The organism is Microlunatus kandeliicorticis (assembly GCF_014137855.1).
Classification (GTDB): Bacteria; Actinomycetota; Actinomycetes; order Propionibacteriales; family Propionibacteriaceae; genus Microlunatus; species Microlunatus kandeliicorticis.
In genome coordinates, this window is record NZ_JACGWT010000001.1 from 209844 (window position 1) to 233444 (window position 23601).

Genomic DNA, 23601 nt, shown 5'->3' on the forward strand with positions numbered 1-23601 from the left:
TCGTCCACCTCCCGCTGAATCGTTTCGAGCGGCCGGACCGCACCGGGACGCACGGTCCGCGTGCGGAGCGGGGAGCGACGGTCGCCGGTGACGTGGCTGAAACGTATCAAACCGAGCGCCGGCTGACCGGTGGGCTCGCGGACGTCCGGATCGGGACGGCGGTCGACGGCCGGACGGCGCCGGGCGGGTGTGATGTGCTGGCGGGGTGGACGCACACCTGAGGGCCTGGCAGCCGGGCGACACCGAGGCGCTGGTGGCTGCCCTGCGGTCGAGCCCGGAGGTGGCCGACCAGCTCGGCGTCGGCGGCGTGGTCGGCTCGGCCGAGGCGCAGCGGCTGCTCCACCACCAGCTGATCAGCGACGGCCCGACGGCCTGGAACTTCGCCGTGGTGGTCGACGGCACGGCGGTCGGCAACGTCGGGGTCAGCCACGTCGAGCACCAGCACGACACCGGCTGGATGCACTACTGGGTGGCCACCCCGCACCGTGGCCGAGGGCTGGCCAGCGCCGGCCTGGTCGCCGTCTCCGAGTTCGCGGTCACCGATCTCGGGCTCTTCCGGCTCGAGCTCGGGCACCGGGTCAACAACCCCGGGTCCTGCCGGGTCGCCGTCGCGGCCGGCTACCCCGCCGAGGGGATCGAGCGGTCCAAGCTGCGGTACGGCGACCTGCGGTTCGACGTCGAGACCCACGCCCGGCTGGCCACCGACCCGCCGACCGGACGCGCCGCGCTGCCGTTCGGCTGAGCCGACCGCCACCACCGGGCGATATCCGGTTGCCCGGCTCCCGGGCGGTCGCTGATCGTGGACCATGCCCTCGGCAACCTTCCTGCACGGCGTCCGGACCCCGTGGTCGGCCGTCCCGGCGGCGCTCCGGGACCGGCTGCTGGCCCGGACCGGACCTCTGGTCGCCGAGCCGGAGGACCGCACCGGCGGGATGGCCACCGGGCTCGCCGTGGTCCTCCACGGCCGGCGCGGATCGTTCTTCGCTAAGGCGATCGACGCGGTCGAGAACCCGGTCGGCGCGCAGATGTACCGGCGCGAGTCCGAGGTCGCCGACGCACTGCCGGCGCACCCGACCGTGCCCGCCCTGGTCGGCGCCGAGCAGGTCGACCTGCCCGACGGCGGCCGCTGGTGGGTCAACCTGCTCGAGGCGCGCCCCGGCGAGCCCGTCACCCACCCCTGGTCGGGCCGCGACCTCGACCGGGTGCTGACCGCCTGGTGCGACCTGCGCACGCGTCTGCGCGCCACCCCGTGGTCGGGGTCGGCCGGTCTCTCGGAGCTGCTGACCGGGTGGCGCCGGATCGCCGAGGACCCGGACGACGACTGGCACCGGCTCGCGCTCCGGTGGAGGGACCGGGAGGCCGCGATGGCCGCGGTGGTCGACGGCGGCGCGGACGGCCGCAGCGGCGTGCTGAGTCACATCGACCTCCGTGCCGACAACATCCTGGTCACCGGTCCCGGTGACGATCCGCACACCGGTGATCATGGTGCGGTCGATCACGGCAGCGATGATCACCGCGGCGATGATCACGGCGCGGATGATCACCGCGGCGATGACCACGGCCGGGATGATCACCGCGGCGATGATCACGGTGGGGCGGGACGCGAGGGCGTGACCTTCGTCGACTGGGCCCACCCGGGGCTCGCCGCACCCTGGGCCGACGTCGCGATCCTGCTGGCCGACGTGGTCGGCTCGGGCGCGGCGGTCGAGTGCGGCGGGACGATCGACGTCGTGGACGCCTTCTGCCGTTGCGAGCCCGGGACCGATCCCGAGCTGGCCGTCGGTCTGATCACCGGGCTCGGCGCGTTCCTGCACCTGCGGGCCGTCCGCGAGCCGGTGAACCCGCTGATGCCGCACCGGCACACCTGGTCGGCGGCACAGTCCGAGCAGCTCGGCCGGTTCGCCGAGGTGCACACCCGCTAGGCGTGGGGCGGACCTCCACCAGGGCACGAAAAAGCCGGGATCGTCTCCCGGCATCTCCAAGGTATAGCTGAGGTGGGGGCTTGTGGCAAGGCCCCGGTAGGGGCGCAGAATCGCCGGCCGGACCCGTTCCCGACCACCCGGAGATGATCAGTGCCCGCTGCGGCCACCGTGTTCGACCTGCCCGCCCGTCTCGCCGCCAAGACCGACGACGCCCTGATCGGCGCCGACGAGGCCCACCTGAGCGCCGTCGCCGCCGCGCTCGACGCCCAGGTCGCCGACCTGGTCGACCGGCTCGGTGCGCTCCGTCGCGCCCCGGGCGGGACGGGGCGTGCGGCGATGGACCGCGACCTCGAGATCCACCGGTTGACCGCCGACCTGCGGGTGCTCCGCCGGTTCGGGCTCGACGTCTGCCTCGGCCGGATGATCACCGACGACCCTGCGGCCGGACCGCTCTACGTCGGTCGGATCGGGGTGACCGACCCGGACGGGGAGCGCCTGCTGATCGACTGGCGGACGCCCGCCGCCGAGCCGTTCTTCGCCGCCACACCGGCCGACCCGCAGGGGCTGGTCGCCCGCCGCCGCTACCGCTGGTCGGCCGGGCGGATCGTCGACTACTGGGACGAGGTGTTCACGCCCGAGGCGGCGGACGGGCCGTACGCGCTCGACGACGACTCCGCCTTCCTCCGCGGGCTCGCCGACAGCCGGTCGCCGCAGATGCGCGACGTGCTCGCCACCATCGCCGCCGACCAGGACGCGATCATCCGGGCCGACTCGCACGGTGCGCTGGTGGTCGACGGCGGACCCGGCACCGGGAAGACGGTGGTGGCCCTGCACCGCGCCGCCTACCTGCTCTACGCCGACCCGCGGCTGTCCGGCCGGCGCGGCGGGGTGCTCGTCGTCGGTCCGCACCGGCCCTATCTGGCCTACGTCGCCGACGTGCTGCCCAGCCTGGGTGAGGACGGCGTCCAGACCTGCACGCTCGCCGACCTGGTGCCGGAGGGGGCGACCGCGCTCGCCGAGTCCGATCCGGTGGTGGCGCGGCTCAAGGCCGGGGCGCGGATGGTCGAGGCGATCGAGCCGGCGGTCCGGCTGTACGAGGACCCGCCCCGGCAGCGGGTCGTGGTGGACACCGACTGGGGCGAGGTGAGCATCGGCCGGTCCGACTGGGCGGAGGCGTTCGCCGCGGTCGACCCCGGGACGCCGCACAACCTGGCCCACGACCAGATCTGGGACGCGCTCGCCGTCGGCGCGCTCGACCGGCTCGACCCCGGCCGTGGCCGCTGGCCGCGTGCCGACCCGGACGACGCCTTCGCCGACCCCGACGACGACTCTGACGACGACCCTGGCGAGGACCTCGACGACCTCGACGACGAGCTACCGACGGTCGCCGAGCTGGGCCGGGTGCTGCGGGCCGACGGCGAGCTGGCCGAGCTGCTCCGGCGGTCCTGGACGCTGGTCGACCCGGCCGACCTGGTCGGCGACCTCTGGTCGGTGCCGGCCTACCTGCGGCGCTGTGCTCCCTGGCTGAGCGACGACGAGGTCGCCCGGCTCCAGCGTCCGGAACCGCAGGCCTGGACCGCTGCGGACCTGCCGCTGCTCGACGCCGCCCGGCAGCGGCTGGGCGACCGCGACGCCGCGCTGCAGCGTCGCCGGCGGCAAGCCCTCGCCGACGCCGAGCGGGAACGGATGTACGAGGTGGTCGACGACCTGGTCCGCACCGACGACACCGGGCTGATGATCATGCTCCGGCAGGAGATCTTCGCCGACGCGCTGGTCGACGAGGCGTCGCTGCCGGGACTCGCCCCGGACCGGCTGGCCGGGCCGTTCGCCCACGTGGTGGTCGACGAGGCGCAGGAGCTCACCGACGCCGAGTGGCAGGTGCTGCTGCGCCGCTGCCCGTCGCGGAGCTTCACCGTGGTCGGGGACCGCGCGCAGGCCCGGGCCGGGTTCCTCGAGACCTGGGCGGAGCGGCTCGGTCGGGTCGGCTTCGGTGCGCTCCGGCAGGCCGAGCTGACGCTCAACTACCGGACGCCGGCCGAGATCATGGAGGCCGCGACCCCGGTGATCACCGCGGTGTTCCCGGAGGCCAACGTGCCGCGCTCGGTGCGGCGCAGCGGGCGGGGGGTGCTCCGCGACATGCTCGACCGGCTGCCCGCGCTGGTCGGGGAGTGGCTGGCCGGCCACGCCGAGGGGACCGTCTGTGTGATCACCGACCCCGGCCGACGTCCCGCGGTCGAGCAGGCGGTCGCGCAAGCGGTCGCGGGACTCCGCACCGGCACGGCCGACCGCGACGACGAGGCGAACGCCCGCGTGCGGGTGCTCCCGCCCGAGCAGGTCAAGGGGCTGGAGTTCGACCTGGTGGTGCTGGTCGACGAGCCGGCCCCGGCCGACGGCGTCCCGGTGCCGGTGATCACCGCCGCGGTGGACCGCTACGTGGCGATGACCCGGGCCACCCGCGAGCTGGTGGTGCTCAGCCCGGCGGGCTGAGCCCGCGCGGGCTCAGACTGCGGTGATCACGCCGGTGCCGATCAGCACCGCGACCACGATGGCGACCAGCACCCGGTAGGCCACGAAGACGGTGATCGGGTGCTTGGCCACGAACCGGAGCAGCCAGGCGATCGCGACGTAGGCGGTGATCAGGCTGACCACGGTGGCCACGATGGTCGGCAGCCAGCCCACCGAGGCCGAGATCTGGTCGGCGCTGGTCGCCGCCTCGTAGGCACCGGCCGCGATCAGCGCCGGAATGGCCAGGAAGAAGGAGACCCGGGTGGCGGCGACCCGGTCGAGGCCGCGGAGCAGGCCGGCGCTGATCGTCGCGCCGGAGCGGGAGACGCCCGGGACCAGGGCGATGCACTGGACCACGCCGATGACGATCGCGTCGACCAGCCGGAGCTCGCCCTCGCCGCGGTTCTGCTTGCCGAGCCGCTCGGCGACGATCATCACCACGCTCCAGACCACCAGTGCCCCGGCGACCACCCACAGGCTGCGGAGCGGCCCGGAGATCAGGTGTCGGCCGGCGAACCCGACGATGCCGATCGGGATCGAACCGACGATCACGTACCAGGCGAGCCGGTAGTCCGGGTCGGTGCGCGCCTCGGCCGACCGCAGACCGCGGAACCAGGCCAGCGCCAGCCGGACGATGTCGGACCGGAAGTAGATGATGCTGGCGATGATCGCGCCCACCTGGATGATCGCGGTGAACGCGGTCACCCCCGGATCGTCGACGCGGAGCCCGAGCAGCTTCTCGACGATGGTCAGGTGGCCGGTGCTCGACACGGGGAGGAACTCGGTGATCCCCTCCACGATGCCGAGCAGGATCGCTTGCAGCAGGTTCATGGTGTCTTTCGCTGGTCCGTCGGAGTCCGGAGGAGTCTTTCACGAGGTGGGCCGCCGGGCCGGGCGCTCTCAGCGGCCTGTGATCCGGTCCACACCGGCCGGGCCGGGGTTCAGGCGGGGGAGGCGAGCAGCAGCGCGCTGACCAGCAGCGCGATGATCACCGAGTTGAAGACGAAGGCGATCAAGGTCTGCCGGGTCACCTGGCGCCGCATCCGCCGGGTGGTCACGCTGACGTCCGAGCTGGAGTGGGTGGTGCTGATCTGCAGCGCCAGATAGAGGTAGTCGCCGAACACCGGCGGTTCGTCCCCGGGGAACTCCAGGCCGCCGAGGCTGACGTCGCTGCGCAGGTAGTGCACCGCGAAGCTGATCGCCACCACCGCCCAGCCGGTCACCACCAGCGCGACGCAGACCAGCAGCGTGGAGGTCGTGGTGCGGATCGCCGGGGTGAAGGCGACGTAGACCACGACCCCGAGCGCGAACAGCGCGGCGGTGGAGGACCAGCTGGTCGAGCCGCCGCCGCTGAGCACCAGCGAGACCCGGGCCCACCGGGCGCGCGGCGTGGTGGCCGGCACCAGGTGTTCCAGCTCGGCGCGGTCACGGCGGTGGAACACCCACCAGGTGAGCACGGCGTAGAGCAGGAAGAACAGCGCCATCAGGCCGAGGAAGAGGTCGAACTGCACCCGGTCCACCAGGTCGAGCCGGTCGGTGCGGGCCAGCACGAAGCCGATCACGAACCCGGCGACCAGCGAGGCCGGCACGGTGGCCAGCAGGGCCACCCAGGCCCGGCGCGCGTCCGGGGCCAGCCACGGCACCCGCGCCGCCGGTGGGGCCGGGCTCACCCGCCCTGGCCCGCGCCCGCGTCCGAGGTGACCGCGGCGGCCGGCTCGTCCGGCACCAGCCGGTAGCCCATGCCGCGGACGTTCTGCAGGGTGGCGACACCGAAGGGGGCGTCGATCTTGCGCCGCAGGTAGCCGACGTAGACCTCGACGACGTTCTCGCCGCCCTCGTAGGCCGGGTCCCAGACGTTGTCGAGGATCTCGGCCTTGCTGACCACGTCGCCGGGGTTGCGCATCAGGTAGTGCAGCAGCCCGAACTCGCGGGCGGTGAGGGTGATCTCGGCGTCCCCGCGCTTGACGCTGCGACGGGCCGGGTCGAGGGTCAGCGTCCCCACGGTCAGGGTGGCCGGCCGGCGCGGCGCGCCGCGCCGGACCAGGGCGCGCAGGTGCGCAGCCAGCACGATCAGGTGGAACGGCTTGATCAGGTAGTCGTCGGCGCCCAGCTCGAAGGCGTCGGTCTGGTCGTACTCGCCGTCCTTGGCGGTCAGCATCAGCACCGGCGTCCAGACCTCGCGCTCGCGGAGCGTCTCGAGCACCTTGTAGCCGTTGAGTCGCGGCAACATGATGTCGAGCACGATCACGTCGTAGGTGTTCTCGGTGGCCGACCAGAGACCGCTCAGGCCGTCCCGGACCCAGTCCACGACGAAGCCCTCGGCGGTCAACCCCGCCTTGATCGATGTGCCGAGCAGCTTCTCGTCCTCGACGACCAGCACCTTCACGCTCAGCACTCCTCACTGCCACGCTGCCGGGGCTCTCAGTATTCCCGATGGTGACGGTGCCCGCCTCCCCCGATCGCGGTCCTGGACCTGAATCCAAGCTGAGAAATGGCTGAAGCATAGGTCACCAAACGTTCACCTGCCGTTGCCCCGGCACCCGGTTCCACCAGTACGTCCGGCGGCCCAGACTGGCGGATCGTGACCATGAACCAGAGCTCCACCGCAGGCCGCAGCGGCCTGACACGCCCGTCGAACCACCCGATGACCGTCGACGAGTACGCCGACTGGAACGCCACCGGTCTGGCCCGTCAGCAGGTCACCCGCCGCTCCGTGCTCAGGGGCGTGATGGCCGGCGCCGGCGGGATCGCGGCGGCCCAGTTCGGGCTCGCGCAGACCGCCTTCGCCGCCGGCGGCGGGGTCGCCGGGACCGCGGGGGTGGTGATCGCGGGACGCCACCTCTCGTTCGTCCAGGACCGGCACGGCCGGCCCGAGAACGCGATGGCCGTCACCGCCCAGCTGGTGAGCCGGACCGGGACGCTGCCCCGGCGGCTCCGCGCGTTCCTCGAGATCGGCAGCGAGGTCGGGCGTTACGGCACCCGGATCGAGGCCGAGATCGTCCACCTGACCGGGATGTACACCATCCCCGGCGGGCCGGTGGGCAGCCAGTTCTACGTCAAGGCACGGGCCGAGGGCCTGCACGCCGACACCGTCTACCACTACCGGCTGCGGCTCTCCGACGGCACCCGCAGCGGCGACGCCTACTTCACCACCGCGCCGAAGCACCGCAACGGTCACGGGTCGGGGCACCGCCAGGTCGCGGCGCCGTTCACCTTCACCGCGTTCGCCGACGTCGGCACCAACAACGCGCCGACCGACCCGCGCTATGCCTGGGGCAACGACCCCGACACGGTGCGGACCGCGGGCGGGACCTGGACCCGGGGCACCTTCGACAACAACTACTACAAGGACTCCGACCCGGTGGCCGGCCCGACCGGCACCGACCAGCGGCCGGCCGCGACGCTGACCAACCTGATGGCCAGCCAGCGCCCGGTGTTCACCCTGCTGGCCGGCGACATCTGCTACGCCGACCCGAGCGGTAGCGGGCTGCCCGCCGACGACACCGGCGCCCTGACCGGCACCACCAAGCCGGGCACGAACCTCTACAACCCCTACGTCTGGGACGTCTTCCTCAACCAGATCGAGTCGCAGGCCGCCTTCAGCCCGTGGATGTTCGCCACCGGCAACCACGACATGGAGCCGCTCTACGGCAACACCCAGGCGCTCGGCGGCGACACCGCGACCCACGGGTACGGCGGCCACGCGGCCCGGCTCGACCTGCCGAAGAACGGCCCGCGGTCCTGCCCGTCGGTCTACCAGTTCGTCTACGGCAACGTCGCGGTGATCTCGGTCGACGCGAACGACCTGTCGAACGAGATCCAGACCAACAAGGGCTACTCCGACGGGGCGCAGCTGACCTGGCTGACCCGGACCCTGCACAGCTGGCGCACCGACCCCGACCTGGCACCCGGGATCGACTTCGTGGTGGCGTTCTTCCACCACTGCGCCTACTCGACCACCAACCAGCACGCCTCCGACGGCGGGCTGCGCGAGGCGCTCGACCCGCTGTTCAGCAAGTACCAGGTCGACCTCGTGGTGCAGGGCCACAACCACATCCTCGAGCGCACCGACCCGATCCGGTACGGCAAGAAGACCCGCTCGGCGCCGGACGGCTCGACCCTGCACCCGGCCAAGGACGGCGTCACCTACCTGACCGTGGGCAGCGGCGGCCGCCCGCGCTACCAGTTCCGGCCGGCGCCCGGCACCGCGGCGCCCGCGCCCGCCGGGGTCACCCCGTCCGGCCCGCAGCTGCTGCCCGAGGGCCAGCGCTACCGCGGCTACCAGCCGGCCGGGGGCAGGAACACCGCGGAGAACAACACCGAGAACGTCGTCAACAGCTACTACTGGGCCGCCGAGGTCTCCAGCACCGCCTCCGGGTACGCCCAGGGCACCCAGGTGCCGGAGCAGATCGACTGGTCGCAGGTGCGCTACGACGACTACGCGTTCATCGCGGTCGACGTGGTCCCGGCGGCCACCGGCAGGACCACGACCTTCACCATCCGGACGCTCGCCGACGCCCTGCCGGGCACCAACGAGCCCTACACCGAGATCGACGTGCTGACCCTGGAGCGGACCGCCGGCCACGGCCGGATCCGGCACCTGGCCTGATCGGCTCTCCCTCCACCGCGCACCCCGCAGGCTCCACCCTGCGGGGTGTTCGCGTCCCCGGGCGTCGGCGCCGGGTTCAGCGGGCCGACGCCACCCGTCCCGGCGCCCGGACGGTGGTGTCGCCGTGGGTGCTGTCGGCGTGCACGGCGAGCAGCGGCCAGGAGCGGATCCGGCGCAGGCTGGCCTCGGTGAAGGCGAGGTAGTCCGGGCCCTGCAGCCGGCTGAGCACCGTGGTGGCGCCCGAGCCGAGGTAGGCCAGGGCGGCGGTCTGGAACGCCGGGCTGTCGGCCCGCGGGACCTCGTGGCCGTGCACCCGCTCGTCGTAGATGAAGCCGCCGAGGTCGACCACCACCCGACAGCGGCGGGCGATGTTGCGGCCGACGACGTCGAGCTCGATGAGGTTGATCGGGTCGTCGCTGGTGACGCAACCCCGGGTCCGGGCGGCCACCGCGAGCGTCCGGTGCGGGAACCGGAGGCCGATCCGGGTGGTCAGGCTCGGGACGGCGACCGCGGCCAGGGCGGCCACGGTGACCAGCGCCAGCCCGGCGGTGCCGGCGCGCCGGAGCCGTGCCCGGTCCGCCGAGCGCCGGTGCCAGCGGTCGAGGACCACGGCGAAGGCCGAGCCGACGACCAGCGCCAGCGGTCCGGCGGCGAAGGCCGGGTAGTGCTGGTACCAGGTCGGGGTCAGCAGCAGGGCGCCGGCCTCGACCGCGAACAGGGCGACCAGCGGGCGGGCACCCCGGTCGGTCGCGGCCAGCACCACCACCAGCAGCAGCGCCAGGCCGGGCAGCACGGAGAGCAGCAGTCCGGGGTGGTCGATCCCGTAGTTCTGCAGCCCGACGATCGCCGCGACCCGGGTGGTCGGCGGGAGCGACGAGTGCTGCCGGCCCAGCTGGTCGAGCACCACCTCGCGCCACATCGGGCCCGGCGCGGCCAGCCAGAACGGCAGACAGACCGCCACCGCGGTGGCGGCGGCACCGGCCACGACGAGCAGCGCCCGGCGGGCGCCGCGGACGGCGAGCACCCAGCCGGCCAGCACCAGCACCGAGGCCGCGCCCCAGATCTTGAGACACGGGGAGGCGCCGACCAGCACGCCGGCCAGCAACCAGGGCACCCAGCGGTCGGTCGGCCGCGCTCCCGCCCCGCCTGTCGTCTCGTCCGTCGTCCTGTCCGCCGTCCCGTCCGCAGCCCGCGCGGCCGGATGCGTGCGTCCGAGCGCGCGCACCAGCACCAGCACCGCGAGCAGCTGGACCAGCGCCTGCGGGGTCTCGAGCAGGGTCAGGTGCTCGTCGAACACCGCGGGCCAGTAGCCGGCGTAGAACAGTCCGGCCACCCAGGCGGCCGGCCGGGACCGGCGCCGGAGGACGGCGACCACCAGGGCCGCGTTGACGCCGCCGAGTAGGCACCAGGCGATCCGCGCCACCGCGAACGCGGCGGGCTCCCTGACCCACCGGCTCAACGCGGCGAACGGGCTCAGCACCAACAGGATCCCCGGCGGGTGCAGCAGCAGGAAGTCGCGGTACGGCAACCGCCCGTCGACCAGGGCCAGCGCGGCCGCGAAGTGGACGCCGTCGTCGTAGTTGCCGTAGCCGTACAGCCCGGTGCCGCGGAGCAGCAGGGCGAGCCGGACCGCGGCGGCCAGCGCGCCGACCACCACCGGGGCCGGGTCCGGCCGCGGTCGACGGTCGCGCAGCCGTCGGCCGCCGACCTTGCCGGACAGCCCTGCCTGCCCTCCTGCCCGCACCCGCGCCCGCACCCCTGTCTCGGTGCTCACCACCCCGGTCGCCACGGCGGGCACCGTAGGTCGACCCGGTGGCCGGCCGGGAACGCGCGGGCGGACACCACAGGCGCGGCTCACCAGCCCTCAGCCGCTCCCCAGCCGCCCGTCGGACCATTCCGGACGGGGGTGGCCGGCTGAGAATCCGCCGCGGATCCCGGGCTCGGGACAATCCGCGGCCGGGTGGGCTGCGAATCGCCGGTGTCCAGTGACCAGCAGGACCGACCACCGGGTGACAGCCCGGCCACCACGCGAGGAGCCCACGTGACCGACCACCCGACGTGTCCGGTCCCGGCCTCCGCGACCAGGGCCGGCTGATGCCGTTGCACGCGGTCCCCGACGGCGCCGGTCGCGGCGCCGACCCGGGTCGCAGTGCGACGGACCCGGCCGTCGCGGCGTCCGCCGCCGGTGCGGCGACGTCGGGGCCGGAGCTCAACGTACGGCTCACCACGTTGCTCGCGGCCAGCGCCCGCGGCGACGAGCAGGCGTTCGCCGAGCTGTACGACGTCACCAACGCCCGCATGTACGGCGTGATCCTCCGCGTGCTCCGCGCGGTCGACCACGCCACCGAGGTCACCCAGGAGTTCTACGTGGAGGTCTGGCGCCAGGCCGGTCGGTACGACCGCAGCCGCGGCTCCGTGCTGGCCTGGATGACCACGATGGCGCACCGCCGGGCCGTCGACCGGGTGCGGACGGTGACCAGCGACACGGCGCGCGACGACCGGTACGCCCGCGAGACCGAACCGCGGGCCTTCGACCAGGTCTGGGGCGAGGTCGAGCAGAGCCTCGACCGGCAGCGGGTCCGCAGTGCGCTCGAAGGGCTGACCCCGGTGCAGCGCGAGGCCGTCACCCTTACCTACTTCGGCGGCTACACCCACGTCCAGGCCGCCGAGCTGCTCCAGGTGCCGCTCGGCACCGTCAAGACCAGGATCCGGGACGGACTGATCCGGCTCCGCGACACGCTCGGGATCGACCATGGCTAGCCGTCTCTTCGGGCCCCGTCCGCGCCGCTCGGTGCCCTCGCCCGGACCCGAGCCGGAGGAAGCGCACGTCGGTCTCGGCGCGCTGGCCACCGACGCGCTCGAGCCGTGGGAGCTCGCCGACCTCGACGCGCACCTCGCCGAGTGCCGCTGGTGCCGCCAGGAGGCCGTCGGGTTCACCGAGACCACCGCCGAGCTGGCGCGGCTGACCGCGAGCCCGGCACCGGCCGCGGTCCGGGTCGCGGTGCTCGAGGCCATCACCACCGTCCGGCAGCTGCCGCCGACGCCGCGGGCGATCGGCGGGCTGGGGGAGCGCCGTGAGGTCGAGGCCGCCGAGGCCATCGCCGTCGGCGCCGACCCGCGCGACCAGAGCCGCCGCCGGGCCGGTCGTCGACCCGGCCGACGGACGCTGCCGCTGCGGGCGGCGATCGGGCTGGCCGCCGCGGTCGCGGTGGTCGCCGGGTTCGGCGGGGTCGCGGTGCACGGCGAGCTGCAGCAGCGGGCCGACCAGCGGGCGGCGCAGGCGGTCCCGGGCGCGGACGCCTCGACGCGTGCGGCCGCGGACCGGCAGGAGTCGGAGATCCTCGCCGCCCCGGACGCCCGGGTGGTCAACCGGCGAATGCCGGACGGCAGCACCCTGACCTTCCTGGTCTCGCGGAGCCGGAACGCCGCGCTGGTGATCACCGCCCAGCTGGCCGACCCCGGTGCCGGGCGCACCTACCAGCTCTGGACCGGGCTCGGCTCGGGCCAGGACGCGACGTTCCTGCCCGACCGGACCTTCGGCGGCGGGTCGGGCCAGCGGATCCTGGTCAGCGGGGACGTCCGCGACGCCACCGCGCTCGCGGTCACCGTCGAGCACGCCGGCGGAGCGCTGACCCCTTCCGGGCCGCCCGTCGCGGTCGCGCCGATCTGAGCCCCGCCCGGCCGGCTCCTGCTGGTCAGGCGGTGAACCCGCGCCCGGGCGTCAGCGCGTCGGCCAGGTCGGCGGCCAGCCGCGGCACCGCACCGGGGTCGAGGTGGCTGACCGTGATCCGGATCCCGGGGGCGGCGCGGAGCCGGAACCGGGTGCCCGGGGCCACCGCCCACCCGGCGGTCAGCAGCCGGGCGGTCACCGCCGCCTCGTCGGGCACCCGGACCCAGACGTTGAGCCCGGTGCCGCCGACGGCGTCCAGACCGGCGCCGGTCAGCGCCTGGACCAGCGTGGAGCGCCGGAGGTCGTAGGCCGCGGCCGCCCGACCGACCTGGGCGGCGACGTCCGCCGACTGCCAGCAGCCGAGCAGCAGCCGCTGCAGCACGGTGCTGACCCAGCCCGGACCGACCCGGAGCCCGTCCTCGACCCGGGTCATCGTCTCCTCGTCGCCGGTGACCACCGCGGCCCGCAGGTCCGGCCCGTACGGCTTCGAGGCGGAACGAACGAAGGCCCACCACCGGGTGGCGCCGGCCAGCGCGTGCAGCGGGGTGCCGGCCAGCTCGGCGGCGTGGTCGTCCTCGACCAGCAGCGTGTCCGGGTGCCGGGTGAGCACGGCGCGCAGCTCGGCCGCGCGGTCGGCGTCGAGCCGGGCGCCGGTCGGGTTCTGCGCCCGGTCGGTGACCACCACCGCGGTGGCACCGCCGGCCAGCGCCCGGTCGAGCGCGTCGGGTCGCGGCCCGGCGTCGTCGACGGCCACCGGGACCGTCCGCAGCCCGAGCCCGGCGGCCAGTGCCAGCGCGTTGGGCCAGCCCGGGTCCTCGACCGCGACCGCGTCCCCGGGACGCAGCCGGGTCCGCAGCACCCGGCCGAGGCCGTCGAGCCCGCCGTGGGTCAACGCCACCGGCCCGGCGGGCACCCCGTCGCCGTCGAGCCGGCGCCGCGCCTCGGCGGCCACCTCGGGCAGCACGCCGCCGGTCGGGGCGGCCGCCACCAGCCCGGCGCCGAAGACGTCGCCGGCCAGGGCGGACAGATCAGGCAGCAGCTGCGGGTCGGGCTGTCCGCCGGCCAGGTCGACCGCACCGGGCGGTGCGTCGTCGAGCACCCGGGTGGCTCCGGCCGGGCGGTAGCGGACGAACGTCCCGGCCCGCCCGCGGGTCTCGAGCAGGCCGCGGTCGCGGAGGGTGGCGTAGGCGCCGGCCACCGTCCCCGGAGCGACCCCGAGGTCGTCGGCCAGCGCCCGGATCGGCGGCAACGGTGCCTCGGGCGGCAGCGTCCCGGCGGCGATCGCCTGCTCGAGGTCGGCCACCAGCTCTTTGACCGTGCCACCGCGCGGGCGATATCGTACTGCGTCCATAGACGCAATGTATCATTACAAAGTGAGGAGCTCCGGTGGACTACCAGGTCACCGCGGCGACCACCCCGACCCGGCTCCGCGAGCGGGTCGGCTACGACCGGGAGGCCGTGCACGCGGTGCTCGACGAGGCGCTGCTGTGTCACGTCGGGTTCGTGGTCGACGGCACGCCGGTGGTGCTGCCGCAGCTGCACGCCCGGGTGGGGGAGGAGCTGCTGCTCCACGGGTCGACCGGCGCCCGCGCGCTCCGCGCCGCCCGCACCGGCGGTCTCGACGTCTGCGTCACGGTGACCCTGGTCGACGGGCTGGTGCTGGCCCGGTCCGCGTTCCACCACTCGATCAACTACCGGTCGGTGGTGGTGATCGGCCGCGCCGTCGAGGTGGTTGGCGAGGGGGCCAAGCAGCAGGCACTCCGGGCGCTGGTCGACGCGGTGGTGCCGGGGCGTTCCGACCACGTCCGCGGCCCGTCCCGCCGCGAGCTCGCGGCGACCACCGTGCTCTCGGTGTCGCTGGCCCAGTCCTCGGTCAAGACCCGCTCCGGTCCGCCGGGCGACGACGCCGAGGACCTCGGGCTGCCGTTCTGGGCCGGCGTGCTGCCGGTCAGCGGACCGGCACCCGGCCGTCCCGAGCCCGCGCCCGACCTCGCCGCCGGCATCGAGGTGCCCGCCCACGTCCGCGGGTGGAGCCGGCCCGGTGGGGGCGTGTCGAGCCGCTGAGGTCGGCTCCGTCCGGCTGGCGTGCACCGCCCGAGCGCGTGCCGCAGGATGGACGACGACACGAGGAGCCGACATGCCCACCTACCTGATCGGGGTCACCTTCGCCGCCGGAGCGGAGGAGGTGCCGATGGACCAGTGGCGCCCGGAGGAGATCCAGGCGCACCTCGACTACTACGCCGCGCTCGACGCCGAGCTGCGCCGCACCGGCGAGCTGGTCGGCGGCTCGATCCTCACCGGACCCGACCTGGCCAAGATCGTCACCGTCGACCCCGACGACCCGGACCGGGCCCCGGTGGTCAGCGACGGTCCGTTCGCCGAGTTCAAGGAGTGGCTGGCCGGCTTCCAGCTGGTCGAGGTCGATAGCGAGGAACGCGCCGTCGAGATCGCCGCGCTCGTCTCGGCGGTGCCCGGCCGTGGCGGGCGCCCGACCGCGCAGCCGATCCAGCTGCGTCGGGTGATGGACGACACCCCCGGGGACGTCACCGGGATGGAGGCCTACCTGCGTACCGCCGACGGCCCGGCTCACGACTCTGCCGACGACTCTGCCGACGACTCTGCCGAGGGCTGAGGACGGGGCAGGGCCGGTGGAGCGGGCCGGGGCGGACCGGGAGGTCGAGGCGGTGCTGCGGGCCGAGGCTCCGCACGTGCTGGCTCGGCTGGCCCGCCGGGTCGGTGACTTCGCCTCCGCCGAGGATGCCGTCCAGGAGGCGATGATCGCGGCCGCCCGGCACTGGCCCGCCGAGGGCGTCCCGGACCGGCCGCGCGGCTGGCTGCTGCGCACCGCGGAGCGCCGGTTCGTCGACCAGGTGCGTTCGGAGCAGAGCCGCCGCGCTCGCGAGCAGGCGGTGGCCCGGGACCGGGAACGGCTGGCGCCGGCGACCGACGCGCAGGACGGCTCCGACGACGAGGACGACTCGCTCCAGCTGCTGTTCCTGTGCTGTCACCCGGTCCTCAGCCCCGGGTCGGCGGTCGCCCTGACCCTGCGCGCGGTCGGCGGGCTCGGCACCGCCGCGATCGCGGCCGCCTTCCTGGTCCCGGAGAACACCGTCGCCACCCGCATCAGCCGGGCCAAGCAGCAGATCCGCGCGGCCGGGGCCAGGTTCGTCCCGCCCGACCCGGCGGAGGAACGCCGCCGGCTGCGCAGCGTCCGGCAGGTGCTCTACCTGATGTTCAACGAGGGGTACGCGGCCACGGCCAGCGACCAGCTCCAGCGGCGCGCGCTGGCCGACGAGGCGGTCCGACTGACCCGGACGGTCCACGACCGTCGGCCCGCGGACGCCGAGACCGCCGGACTGCTGGCCCTGCTGCTGCTGGCCCACGCCCGGCGCGACGCCCGGACGACGGCCGACGGCACGCTGGTCCCGCTCGCCGACCAGGACCGGCGGCGCTGGGACGTGACCATGATCGCGGACGGGCTGCGGCTGCTGGACGCGGCGCTGGTGGAGGGCGCGGTGGGGGAGTACCAGCTGCAGGCCGCGATCGCCGCCGAGCACGCACGCGCCCCTCACGCCGACGCGGTGGACTGGACCCGGATCGCCACCCTCTACGGGCTGCTCGAGCAGGTGACCCGGAACCCGGTGGTCCGGCTCAACCGCGCGGTCGCGGTGGCCGAGGCGGACGGCCCCGAGGCCGGACTGATGATCATGGACGGGGCCGCCGACCATGATCATCCCGGGCAGCCCGACCATGATCGCGCCCGGGACGGCCGCGGTGATCAGGAGCGCGGGCGCGTCCACGACCAGCTGCGGCAGACCCACCGCTGGTGGGCGGTCCGGGCCCAGCTGCTGGAGCGGGCGGGACGGCTCGACGAGGCGAGGGCGCACTACCGCGAGGCCGCCGCGCGGGCCACCAACCGGGTCGAGCAGCGCTACTTGGTCGGCCGGGCCGCGGCGCTCGGCCCGGACGACGACAGCGAGCCGCGGTGACCCACGCGGCCGGCCCGGGATCGGCGCCGACCGAGCTCGGGGCGGCGGCGCGGGCCGCCCTCGCGCACGTCGCCGCGGCCGTCACGCCGGACGGACCACCGCTCGACCCGCGCTGGCGGGTCACCGTGCACTTCCACCCCGACCGCGCGGTGCCCGGCGGCGGGACGGTGATCGAGCGGCTGGTGCGCGACGGGATCTACCGCAGCCAGTTCGAGACCATGATCAGCAACGGCGGGCTGACCGCCCACCCCGGCGGCGACCGGTGGCGGTGGGAGCAGCGGATCTTCGGCGGCGCCTACGACCGGGCACCCGCCTCGGAGCGGCCCGTCTACGGCTCGCTCGACCACCGCGGGCGGGCCGAGGGCGGGTCGATCCGGTTCGGGTCGGCGCACCTGCGGCTGACCGCCGACGCGCTCGACCGCTGCACCTTCTGCTATCCGGACAGCACCTTCGCGCCGACCGCGTTCGGCACCCGGGCGCAGGCCGGGCTGGTCGGGCTGGCGGACGCCGACCGGCGCGACCGGCTCGACGACTACGTCGAGGCCCAGCTGCACGGCGGGCTCCGGATCGCCCGCGACGTCGAGGCGCTCGTGCTCGACCCGGCCCACCGGGGCACCCGGGTGGAGCAGCAGGCCCGAGCGCTCGGCGTCTCGCTCGCCTGGCACCAGGGCTTCCGGCTCCGCGTCGCGGTGCTCGCCGCCCACGCCGTCTACCGGGGGCCCGACGTCGTCGCGCTCGGGCGGGCGGTGGCCGTGGACGGGGTTATCGACGCCGACGTGCTCGGCCGGGCCGCCCGTGCCGGTCACGACCTGCAGACCGTCAAGCGGCTCTGGCACTGCGTCGCCCGGTTCGGCGACCCGGCGGACTGACGGTCCGACCGGGATCAGCCGTCGACGGCGGGCGCGTCCTGCTGGGTCCCACCGGGCCGGCCCTGGCTCGTCCCGCCCGGCTGCTGCGATCCGGTCGGTCGCTGCGTCGCCGAGGTGCCGGCCAGGATCCGGTCGGCGACCAGCCCGCTGGTGCCGGTGCCGCCGGCTCCACCGGCCGCACCGGGAGCGCCGGTCAGCACGACGACGGTCTCGCCGGTGGACAGGTCGGAGAGGGCAGCCGTGGCGCCGTCCTTCTGCACCGTGGTGTCGGCGGTGACCGTGTAGGTGGTCGTGCCGCTGGTCGTCCTCACGGTCAGCGTGCCGGCGGTGAGCGCGCTGATCGTGCCCTGCGCCGGGCGTCCGGCCCCGTCCCGCCCGCCGGAGCCGCCCTGCCCGCCGAACCCGCTCCCGACACCGCCCGGGCCGCCGCCGGTGACCGAGGCGGCCGCGGTGCCGTCCGCGTGCACCGCCGCGTAGGTGCCGCCGCCGGCCACCGCGGCGACCGCGAACAGCGTGCCGACGACCACCGCGCGCCGGCGGCCGGGCCGGGCGGTGCGGTCGCCGCCCGGCGGCGGGTCGCCCGCCCGGAGGTCTCTTCGGTCTGGTTCGGGCTGCGGCGTCGAGCCGGTCGGGCCGGTCGGGCCGGTCGGGTGGTCGGTCATCGTCGTTCCTGTCGTCGTGCTGATCGGTCCCCCGCCGGTCGCGGTGGGCGTCCCCAGCGTGCGGACGCTGCTTGTCCCCGGCATGTCCCCGGGCTGGGAGCCCGCTGTCGGTTCCGGATCCGGCCGGACGCGTCCGCCGGGCCTGCCGGGGAGGAACAAGTGGTGTCGGCGCAGAAGCCCGCTGCCGGTCCCCGGCGACGGCAGCGGGCCCGCGCCGAACCACGGACACCCACGCACAACGGGGGCGATCCGCACCGATCTCGGTGCGGATCGCCCCCGTTGTGGCATTCCGGGCTGGATGCGGCCGCTCAGCCCCGGGCCAGCGCCGCCTCGGCGAGCCGGCGACCCGAGACGAACGCTGCCTCGACGCTCGGCTTCGCCGCCCAGCCGTCGCCGCACGCGGCCAGGCCGGACGGAGTGAGCAGGTAGGGCTCGTCGCGGGGCGTGGCCGGGCGGGCGAAGCTCCACCGCTGGACGTGGGTGCTGGCCGGCGGCCCGGCCAGCCCGAGCCGGTCGACCAGCCGCTCGGCCATCGGGCCGGCCGCCGCGGCCGGGTCCTCGAGCCGTGGCCGGGCGAAGTCCGGGGTGGAGTGCGCCACCAGCACCGGGGCGCGGTCGCCGCGGCGGAGCCCGTCGTCGGCCACCCAGGCCAGCACGTCGTCGCCGTTCACGAAGACCCCGTCGCGATCGGGCCAGCTGCGCTCGGGCCAGGCCGCGGTCAGCGCCAGCACCGGCTCGAACTCCAGCCCGAACGCCTCGCGCTCCGGACCGTCGGCGAGCAGCCGCCGGGCCTGCGGGTCGGGCATGGCCAGCACCACCACGTCGGCCGGACCGGCGTCGCCGGTGCTGCGGCCGTCGTCGGTGCGGGTCTCGGTGCGGACCGTCCAGCCGTCGTCGCCGTGCTCGACCGCGGTGACCGTGACCGAGCTGCTGACGTCGAGCCCGGCGGCCAGGTCGTCGACCAGCGAGCGCAGCCCGCTCGGGGCCGCCCACCGGGTCGGGCCCTGCTTGGTCTGTTCGCCGTCGTCGTCGATCACCGCGAAGGTGTCGGTCCACGGCCGGGCCAGCCCCCGTGCCCGCCAGTCCTCGGCCACCGCGCCGAACCCGTCGTCGGAGACGGTGAAGTACGAGCCGCCGGTGTCGACGACCCGCTCACCGCCGTCGACCGTGAGCCGGCGCAGCCCGAGCCGCCCGCCGGGACGTCGTCCCCGGTCGAGCACCCGCACCGGCACGCCGGCCGCCGCCAGCGTCCGGGCGCAGCTCACCCCGGCGATCCCCGCGCCGACCACGATCACGCTCATGCCGCCCACCGTGTCACGAGGATGGTCTTCGGTCTCACTAGGGTGACCGGATGCCCGACGCGGAGACCCCGGCCGAGAACGTCCCCGAGAGCGGGCTGGTCGTGGTGGTCGACGAGGCCCGACCGCTGGTCGACGGGGTGCGCGCCGAGTTCGACGCCGGCGCCGCGCTCGGCGTCCCGCCGCACGTCACGGTGCTCTATCCGTTCCTGCCGCCCGAGCAAATAGACGCCACGGTCCTCGACCGGCTGACCGCGCTGCTGGCCGGCGACGCCGGGTTCGACACGGTGTTCCGCGGTCTCGGGTGGTTCGACGACCGGGTGCTCTGGCTGGCCCCCGAACCCGCCGACGCCTTCCGCGACCTCACCGGCCGGCTGGTCGAGGCCTACCCCGAGTGCCCGCCCTACGGCGGCCGGCACGACACGGTCGTCCCGCACCTGACCGTCGGCGCCCTGGGCGACCAGCCGGAACCGGACCGGCGGGAGCGGCTGGAGGCGGCGGCCGCGACGCTCACCGCCGGGCTGCCGCTGCACGCCCGGGTCCGCGAGGTGGCGCTGCTGGTCCAGGACGCCCCGGGTGGGAGCTTCCGCCGTCGGGCCACCTTCCCCCTCGGTCCAGCCGGCGGCTGACCCGACCGGCTCAGTCGAGCCTGATCACGGTGGCGCCGGCCCGGCCGGTCACCGGCGCGTCCATCGCGGTGAGGGCCTCGGCGGCCCCGTCGAGACCGATCACCGCCCCGACCAGCCGGTCCGGGCGGAGCCGGCCCTCCGCGATCAGCGCGAGCATCTCCGGGTAGTCGGCCGCGGCCATCCCGTGGCTGCCGTGCACCGACAGCTCACGGGCGACCAGGAGGTCCCAGGGCAGCGGGGCGGCGGCCTCCGGCCCGAGCATCAACCCGGCCTGGACGTGGTGACCGCGGCGGGCCAGCGACCGGACCGACGCCTCCGCGGTCGCGGCCGACCCGAAGCAGTCGATCGCCAGCACGGCCCCGTCCACGTCGTCCTCGCGGTCCGGGGACCGCAGGGCCGCGGCGACCTCTGCGGCGGTCGCGGCGGGTTCGCCGGCGGCCAGCGCGGCGACCGCGCCGAGCTCGCGGGCTCGCGTCCGCGCCGCCTCGGACGGGTCGACGGCGACCACCCGGGCGCCCAGGGCGGTGGCGATCATCACCGCGGACAGCCCGACGCCGCCGCAGCCGACCACCGCGACCGGGTCGCCGGGTGCGGGTCGGTGGTGCCCGGTGACCGCGCGGAACGCGGTGGCGAACCGGCAGCCGAGGGCGGCAGCGGCGACGAAGTCGACCTGGTCGGGCAGTCGGACCAGGTTGGTCCCGGCGGCCCGGACGACCACGCGTTCGGCGAACGACCCGGGGCCGGTGAAGCCCGGCTGGGTCTGGTCCGGGCAGACCTGGGCCTGCCCGGTCCGGCACCAGCGGCACCGGCCGCACCCGTTGACGAACGGCGCGGTGACCCGGTCACCGACGGCGAACCCCTCGACCGCCGAGCCGACCTCGGCCACCGTGCCGGCGAACTCGTGTCCGGGAACGTGCGGCAGCGGCACCGCCTCGTGGCCGCGCCAGGCGTGCCAGTCGGACCGGCAGACGCCGGTGGCCCGGACCGCGACCACTACCCCGTCCGCCGGGCAGACCGGATCGGCGGTCTCGGTCAGCCGGGGCGGTGCCCCGACCGCGGAGTAGACGACGGCCCGCATGCGCCCATTCTGCGACGTGCCGCGCGCCGGGTTCAGCCGCGAGCGGTCCGGCGGCGCCCCACCGAGACCCAGATCAGCAGGACGATGATCGCCCCGATGATCGAGCCGATGATCCCGGCCGGCTGGAAGAAGCCGCTACCGGCGTCCTTGCCGAAGAGCAGGTAGCCGAGGAAGCCACCCACGAACGAGCCGACGATCCCGAGCAGGATCGTCATCGGGATGGACAGGTTCTGCCGGCCCGGCACGACCAGGCGGGCGACCGCTCCGGCGATCAGGCCGATCACGATCAGGCTGACGATGAGTCCCAACATGGTGGGTCCTTCCGGTGGAGGTCGGGCCGCCGGACGGCGACCGCAGGCTCGACGTTTCCACCCCCACGGGGGCTGCGGTACACCCCAAAGGGGGTTAGCGTCGGCCGGGTGAGCGACCTGCGGACGTCCCCCGGCGACCCCCGGCCGATCAGCGTCGCGCTGGTCGACGACTACGACGTGGTCGTGATGGGCGTGGCCAACATGCTCGAGCGCTACCGCGACCGCGTGGTGATCGCCGAGATCGACACCAACCGGCCGCTGCACGACACCGTCGACATCGTGCTCTACGACTCGTTCGCCCAGCAGGAGGCCGACGGCGACCACGTCGCCGAGCTGGTGGCCAGCCCGCACGCCGGCCGGGTGGTGGTCTACACCTGGAACTTCGAACCGGACCTGGTGCAGACGGCCCTCCGGAAGGGAGCGGCGGGCTATCTGTCCAAGGCGCTGCCCGCCCGGGAGCTGGTCGAGGCGCTCGAGGCGGTGCACCGCGGCGAGCGGGTGGTCAGCGACCCGCCGCGCCGGACCCGGCCGGCCAGCGGGCTCGACTGGCCCGGGCGCGGCGAGGGGCTGACCGACCGCGAGGCCGAGATCCTCGCGCTGATCACCCAGGGCCGCAGCAACGCCGATGTGGCCCGGCTGACCTACCTCAGCCCGAACACCGTGAAGTCCTACATCCGCACCGTCTATCGCAAGATCGGCGCAGGCAGCAGGACCCAGGCGGTGCTCTGGGGGATCGACCACGGCTTCGCACCGGACCACCGGCGGATCGACCACTGGCGCGGCGGCCCCTGACCATCAGGCCCTGGTGATCAGGCCCCGGTGATTGGCCCCGGTGATCGGCCCCTGTGACCGGCCCCGGTGATCGGCCGGGCCCGTCCCGGATCGCGACACGCGTGTCTGCCGACTGAGACGTGCTCAGGATCGCGGCCGACTCCCGGCACGATTTACCCACTATCCCGTGTCCGACTGCCGGGATAGCTGGCTTACTCGGGAGACTTCTCATGCGCACCCTTTCTCGGCGGACCCTGCTGGCCGGTCTCGGCGGCCTCGGCGCGGCCGCGATCACCGCCGGCTGCAGCAGCGTCGGCCCGTCCTCGTCGGGCTCGGGCGCGGGTGCCGGCGGCTCCGGCGCGGGCGCGAAGCTCGCGCTGGTCGCGTTCTCGGTGCCCAAGCCCGCCTACGACGACCTGCAGAAGCAGTTCGCGGACACTCCCGACGGCAAGGGCGTCAGCTGGACCTCCTCCTACGGGGCCAGCGGCGACCAGGCCCGCGCGGTGATCTCCGGGCTGCCCGCCGACTACGTGGCGTTCTCGCTGAGCTCGGACATGACCAAGCTGGTCGACAAGGGGCTGGTCGCCGAGGACTGGGACTCCGGCGCGAACAAGGGGATCGTCAGCACCTCGGTGGTGGTGATGGCGGTCCGCAAGGGCAACCCGAAGAACATCCGCACCTGGGCCGACCTCACCCGCAGCGACGTCAAGATCGTCACCCCCAACCCGGGCTCGTCCGGCTCGGCGCGCTGGAACGTGCTGGCCGCCTGGACCCAGATCACTGCGAACGGTGGCAGCGAGGACGACGCCAAGGCCTACCTGACCAAGTTCTACGCCAACGTGGTGAGCCTGCCGTCGTCCGGACGGGAGGCGACCAGCGCCTTCACCAGCGGCACCGGTGACGTGCTGATCTCCTACGAGAACGAGGCGATCGCGGCCCGGCAGAAGGGCCAGGACCTCGAGTACCTCGTGCCCGACACCACCCTCAAGATCGAGAACCCCGGGGCGGTCACCGCCAAGGCACCCGCCGCGGCGAAGGCGTTCCTCGGCTACGTCGGGTCCGACACCGGGCAGAAGATCTTCGCCGCCCACGGCTTCCGGCCGCTGAACAACTCCGACGTCCCGTCGAGCGTCGAGGGCGCGACCGACCCGGCGAATCCGTTCCCGGCGGTGCAGAAGCTGGTGACCATCGATCAGCTCGGCGGCTGGAAGGCGGTGACGAGCAAGTTCTTCGACGAGAACACCGGCATCGTCACCAAGATCCAGGACGCCGCGAAGATCAGCTGATC

General features: G+C 74.8%; 22 protein-coding genes. 13 read left to right on the forward strand and 9 right to left on the reverse strand.

Annotation, left to right across the window (positions count from 1 at the left end):
- Positions 1-205 precede the first annotated feature (205 nt).
- The 3 genes from FHX74_RS01000 (at position 206) to helR (ending at position 4409) form a co-directional block, all read left to right on the forward strand.
- Positions 206-742, forward strand: coding sequence for a GNAT family N-acetyltransferase (locus tag FHX74_RS01000; RefSeq protein ID WP_182558233.1), 537 nt, complete (start codon positions 206-208; stop codon positions 740-742).
- Between the two features lie 64 nt (positions 743-806).
- Positions 807-1922: a phosphotransferase gene (locus tag FHX74_RS01005; protein WP_182558234.1), complete on the forward strand. Its 1116-nt coding sequence runs from the start codon at positions 807-809 to the stop codon at positions 1920-1922.
- A gap of 150 nt (positions 1923-2072) precedes the next feature.
- A complete protein-coding gene (gene helR, locus FHX74_RS01010) occupies positions 2073-4409 on the forward strand; it encodes an RNA polymerase recycling motor ATPase HelR (protein ID WP_328823553.1) in 2337 nt (778 codons plus the stop codon).
- A gap of 12 nt (positions 4410-4421) precedes the next feature.
- Here the strand turns inward: helR and FHX74_RS01015 are convergent, their stop codons facing one another.
- The 3 genes from FHX74_RS01015 to FHX74_RS01025 all read right to left on the reverse strand — a co-directional run bounded on the left by FHX74_RS01015 (position 4422) and on the right by FHX74_RS01025 (position 6813).
- Positions 4422-5258 (reverse strand): undecaprenyl-diphosphate phosphatase, encoded by an 837-nt coding sequence (locus FHX74_RS01015; RefSeq protein WP_182558235.1) that lies wholly within the window; start codon positions 5256-5258, stop codon positions 4422-4424.
- Between the two features lie 110 nt (positions 5259-5368).
- Entirely contained in the window at positions 5369-6097 is a 729-nt protein-coding gene (locus FHX74_RS01020) for a DUF1345 domain-containing protein (protein WP_182558236.1), read from the reverse strand.
- Positions 6094-6813 (reverse strand): response regulator transcription factor, encoded by a 720-nt coding sequence (locus tag FHX74_RS01025; RefSeq protein WP_182558237.1) that lies wholly within the window; start codon positions 6811-6813, stop codon positions 6094-6096. The genes FHX74_RS01020 and FHX74_RS01025 overlap by 4 nt, the downstream gene beginning before the upstream one ends.
- Positions 6814-7014: 201 nt before the next feature.
- On the opposite strand from FHX74_RS01025, the gene FHX74_RS01030 reads away from it, so the two are divergent.
- Positions 7015-9036: a metallophosphoesterase gene (locus FHX74_RS01030; protein WP_182558238.1), complete on the forward strand. Its 2022-nt coding sequence runs from the start codon at positions 7015-7017 to the stop codon at positions 9034-9036.
- A 76-nt stretch (positions 9037-9112) separates the two neighbouring features.
- Here FHX74_RS01030 and FHX74_RS01035 read toward each other — a convergent pair whose 3' ends face one another.
- Positions 9113-10825, reverse strand: a complete 1713-nt coding sequence (locus FHX74_RS01035; RefSeq protein WP_182558239.1) for a hypothetical protein — start codon at positions 10823-10825, stop codon at positions 9113-9115.
- A gap of 269 nt (positions 10826-11094) precedes the next feature.
- On the opposite strand from FHX74_RS01035, the gene sigK reads away from it, so the two are divergent.
- Together sigK and FHX74_RS01045 are read left to right on the forward strand one after the other, a co-directional pair.
- On the forward strand, positions 11095-11796 hold the full coding sequence (gene sigK / locus FHX74_RS01040; protein WP_328823554.1) for an ECF RNA polymerase sigma factor SigK: 702 nt from the start codon (positions 11095-11097) through the stop codon (positions 11794-11796).
- Positions 11789-12706: an anti-sigma factor gene (locus FHX74_RS01045; RefSeq protein ID WP_182558240.1), complete on the forward strand. Its 918-nt coding sequence runs from the start codon at positions 11789-11791 to the stop codon at positions 12704-12706. The genes sigK and FHX74_RS01045 overlap by 8 nt, the downstream gene beginning before the upstream one ends.
- Positions 12707-12731: 25 nt before the next feature.
- Here the strand turns inward: FHX74_RS01045 and FHX74_RS01050 are convergent, their stop codons facing one another.
- Positions 12732-14057 (reverse strand): aminotransferase class I/II-fold pyridoxal phosphate-dependent enzyme, encoded by a 1326-nt coding sequence (locus tag FHX74_RS01050; protein ID WP_182558241.1) that lies wholly within the window; start codon positions 14055-14057, stop codon positions 12732-12734.
- Positions 14058-14092: 35 nt separating this feature from the next.
- On the opposite strand from FHX74_RS01050, the gene FHX74_RS01055 reads away from it, so the two are divergent.
- From FHX74_RS01055 to FHX74_RS01070, 4 genes are all read left to right on the forward strand, one after another.
- On the forward strand, positions 14093-14770 hold the full coding sequence (locus FHX74_RS01055) for a pyridoxamine 5'-phosphate oxidase family protein (protein ID WP_182558242.1): 678 nt from the start codon (positions 14093-14095) through the stop codon (positions 14768-14770).
- Positions 14771-14843: 73 nt separating this feature from the next.
- A complete protein-coding gene (locus tag FHX74_RS01060; protein WP_182558243.1) occupies positions 14844-15338 on the forward strand; it encodes a YciI family protein in 495 nt (164 codons plus the stop codon).
- A gap of 16 nt (positions 15339-15354) precedes the next feature.
- Positions 15355-16695, forward strand: a complete 1341-nt coding sequence (locus FHX74_RS01065; protein WP_182558244.1) for an RNA polymerase sigma factor — start codon at positions 15355-15357, stop codon at positions 16693-16695.
- Positions 16692-17564 (forward strand): DUF3626 domain-containing protein, encoded by an 873-nt coding sequence (locus tag FHX74_RS01070; RefSeq protein ID WP_182558245.1) that lies wholly within the window; start codon positions 16692-16694, stop codon positions 17562-17564. The genes FHX74_RS01065 and FHX74_RS01070 overlap by 4 nt, the downstream gene beginning before the upstream one ends.
- Before the next feature lie 14 nt (positions 17565-17578).
- Here the strand turns inward: FHX74_RS01070 and FHX74_RS01075 are convergent, their stop codons facing one another.
- Both FHX74_RS01075 and FHX74_RS01080 read right to left on the reverse strand, forming a co-directional pair.
- Positions 17579-18226 (reverse strand): hypothetical protein, encoded by a 648-nt coding sequence (locus FHX74_RS01075; protein ID WP_182558246.1) that lies wholly within the window; start codon positions 18224-18226, stop codon positions 17579-17581.
- 308 nt (positions 18227-18534) lie between these two features.
- A complete protein-coding gene (locus tag FHX74_RS01080; RefSeq protein WP_182558247.1) occupies positions 18535-19527 on the reverse strand; it encodes an NAD(P)/FAD-dependent oxidoreductase in 993 nt (330 codons plus the stop codon).
- Positions 19528-19577: 50 nt separating this feature from the next.
- Here FHX74_RS01080 and FHX74_RS01085 point away from each other — a divergent pair, with 50 nt between their 5' ends.
- Positions 19578-20153: a 2'-5' RNA ligase family protein gene (locus FHX74_RS01085; protein ID WP_182558248.1), complete on the forward strand. Its 576-nt coding sequence runs from the start codon at positions 19578-19580 to the stop codon at positions 20151-20153.
- A 10-nt stretch (positions 20154-20163) separates the two neighbouring features.
- Here the strand turns inward: FHX74_RS01085 and FHX74_RS01090 are convergent, their stop codons facing one another.
- Both FHX74_RS01090 and FHX74_RS01095 read right to left on the reverse strand, forming a co-directional pair.
- The gene (locus tag FHX74_RS01090) at positions 20164-21231 is read right to left on the reverse strand and encodes an alcohol dehydrogenase catalytic domain-containing protein (RefSeq protein ID WP_182558249.1); all 1068 of its coding nucleotides are present in this window, start codon (positions 21229-21231) and stop codon (positions 20164-20166) included.
- Between the two features lie 32 nt (positions 21232-21263).
- Positions 21264-21542, reverse strand: a complete 279-nt coding sequence (locus tag FHX74_RS01095; RefSeq protein WP_182558250.1) for a GlsB/YeaQ/YmgE family stress response membrane protein — start codon at positions 21540-21542, stop codon at positions 21264-21266.
- A gap of 108 nt (positions 21543-21650) precedes the next feature.
- Here FHX74_RS01095 and FHX74_RS01100 point away from each other — a divergent pair, with 108 nt between their 5' ends.
- Both FHX74_RS01100 and FHX74_RS01105 read left to right on the forward strand, forming a co-directional pair.
- On the forward strand, positions 21651-22334 hold the full coding sequence (locus FHX74_RS01100) for a response regulator transcription factor (protein ID WP_328823555.1): 684 nt from the start codon (positions 21651-21653) through the stop codon (positions 22332-22334).
- Positions 22335-22543: 209 nt separating this feature from the next.
- A complete protein-coding gene (locus FHX74_RS01105; protein ID WP_182558251.1) occupies positions 22544-23599 on the forward strand; it encodes a sulfate ABC transporter substrate-binding protein in 1056 nt (351 codons plus the stop codon).
- Positions 23600-23601: the final 2 nt, after the last annotated feature.

Excerpts from the sequence above, each read along its gene's own strand:
- FHX74_RS01005 (WP_182558234.1), top strand. The coding sequence starts at position 807 with ATGCCCTCGGCAACCTTCCTGCACGGCGTCCGGACCCCGTGGTCGGCC.
- FHX74_RS01015 (WP_182558235.1), bottom strand. The coding sequence starts at position 5,258 with ATGAACCTGCTGCAAGCGATCCTGCTCGGCATCGTGGAGGGGATCACC.
- FHX74_RS01030 (WP_182558238.1), top strand. The coding sequence starts at position 7,015 with ATGAACCAGAGCTCCACCGCAGGCCGCAGCGGCCTGACACGCCCGTCG.
- FHX74_RS01045 (WP_182558240.1), top strand. The coding sequence starts at position 11,789 with ATGGCTAGCCGTCTCTTCGGGCCCCGTCCGCGCCGCTCGGTGCCCTCG.
- FHX74_RS01050 (WP_182558241.1), bottom strand. The coding sequence starts at position 14,057 with ATGGACGCAGTACGATATCGCCCGCGCGGTGGCACGGTCAAAGAGCTG.
- FHX74_RS01060 (WP_182558243.1), top strand. The coding sequence starts at position 14,844 with ATGCCCACCTACCTGATCGGGGTCACCTTCGCCGCCGGAGCGGAGGAG.
- FHX74_RS01075 (WP_182558246.1), bottom strand. The coding sequence starts at position 18,226 with ATGACCGACCACCCGACCGGCCCGACCGGCCCGACCGGCTCGACGCCG.
- FHX74_RS01080 (WP_182558247.1), bottom strand. The coding sequence starts at position 19,527 with ATGAGCGTGATCGTGGTCGGCGCGGGGATCGCCGGGGTGAGCTGCGCC.
- FHX74_RS01085 (WP_182558248.1), top strand. The coding sequence starts at position 19,578 with ATGCCCGACGCGGAGACCCCGGCCGAGAACGTCCCCGAGAGCGGGCTG.
- FHX74_RS01090 (WP_182558249.1), bottom strand. The coding sequence starts at position 21,231 with ATGCGGGCCGTCGTCTACTCCGCGGTCGGGGCACCGCCCCGGCTGACC.
- FHX74_RS01095 (WP_182558250.1), bottom strand. The coding sequence starts at position 21,542 with ATGTTGGGACTCATCGTCAGCCTGATCGTGATCGGCCTGATCGCCGGA.
- FHX74_RS01105 (WP_182558251.1), top strand. The coding sequence starts at position 22,544 with ATGCGCACCCTTTCTCGGCGGACCCTGCTGGCCGGTCTCGGCGGCCTC.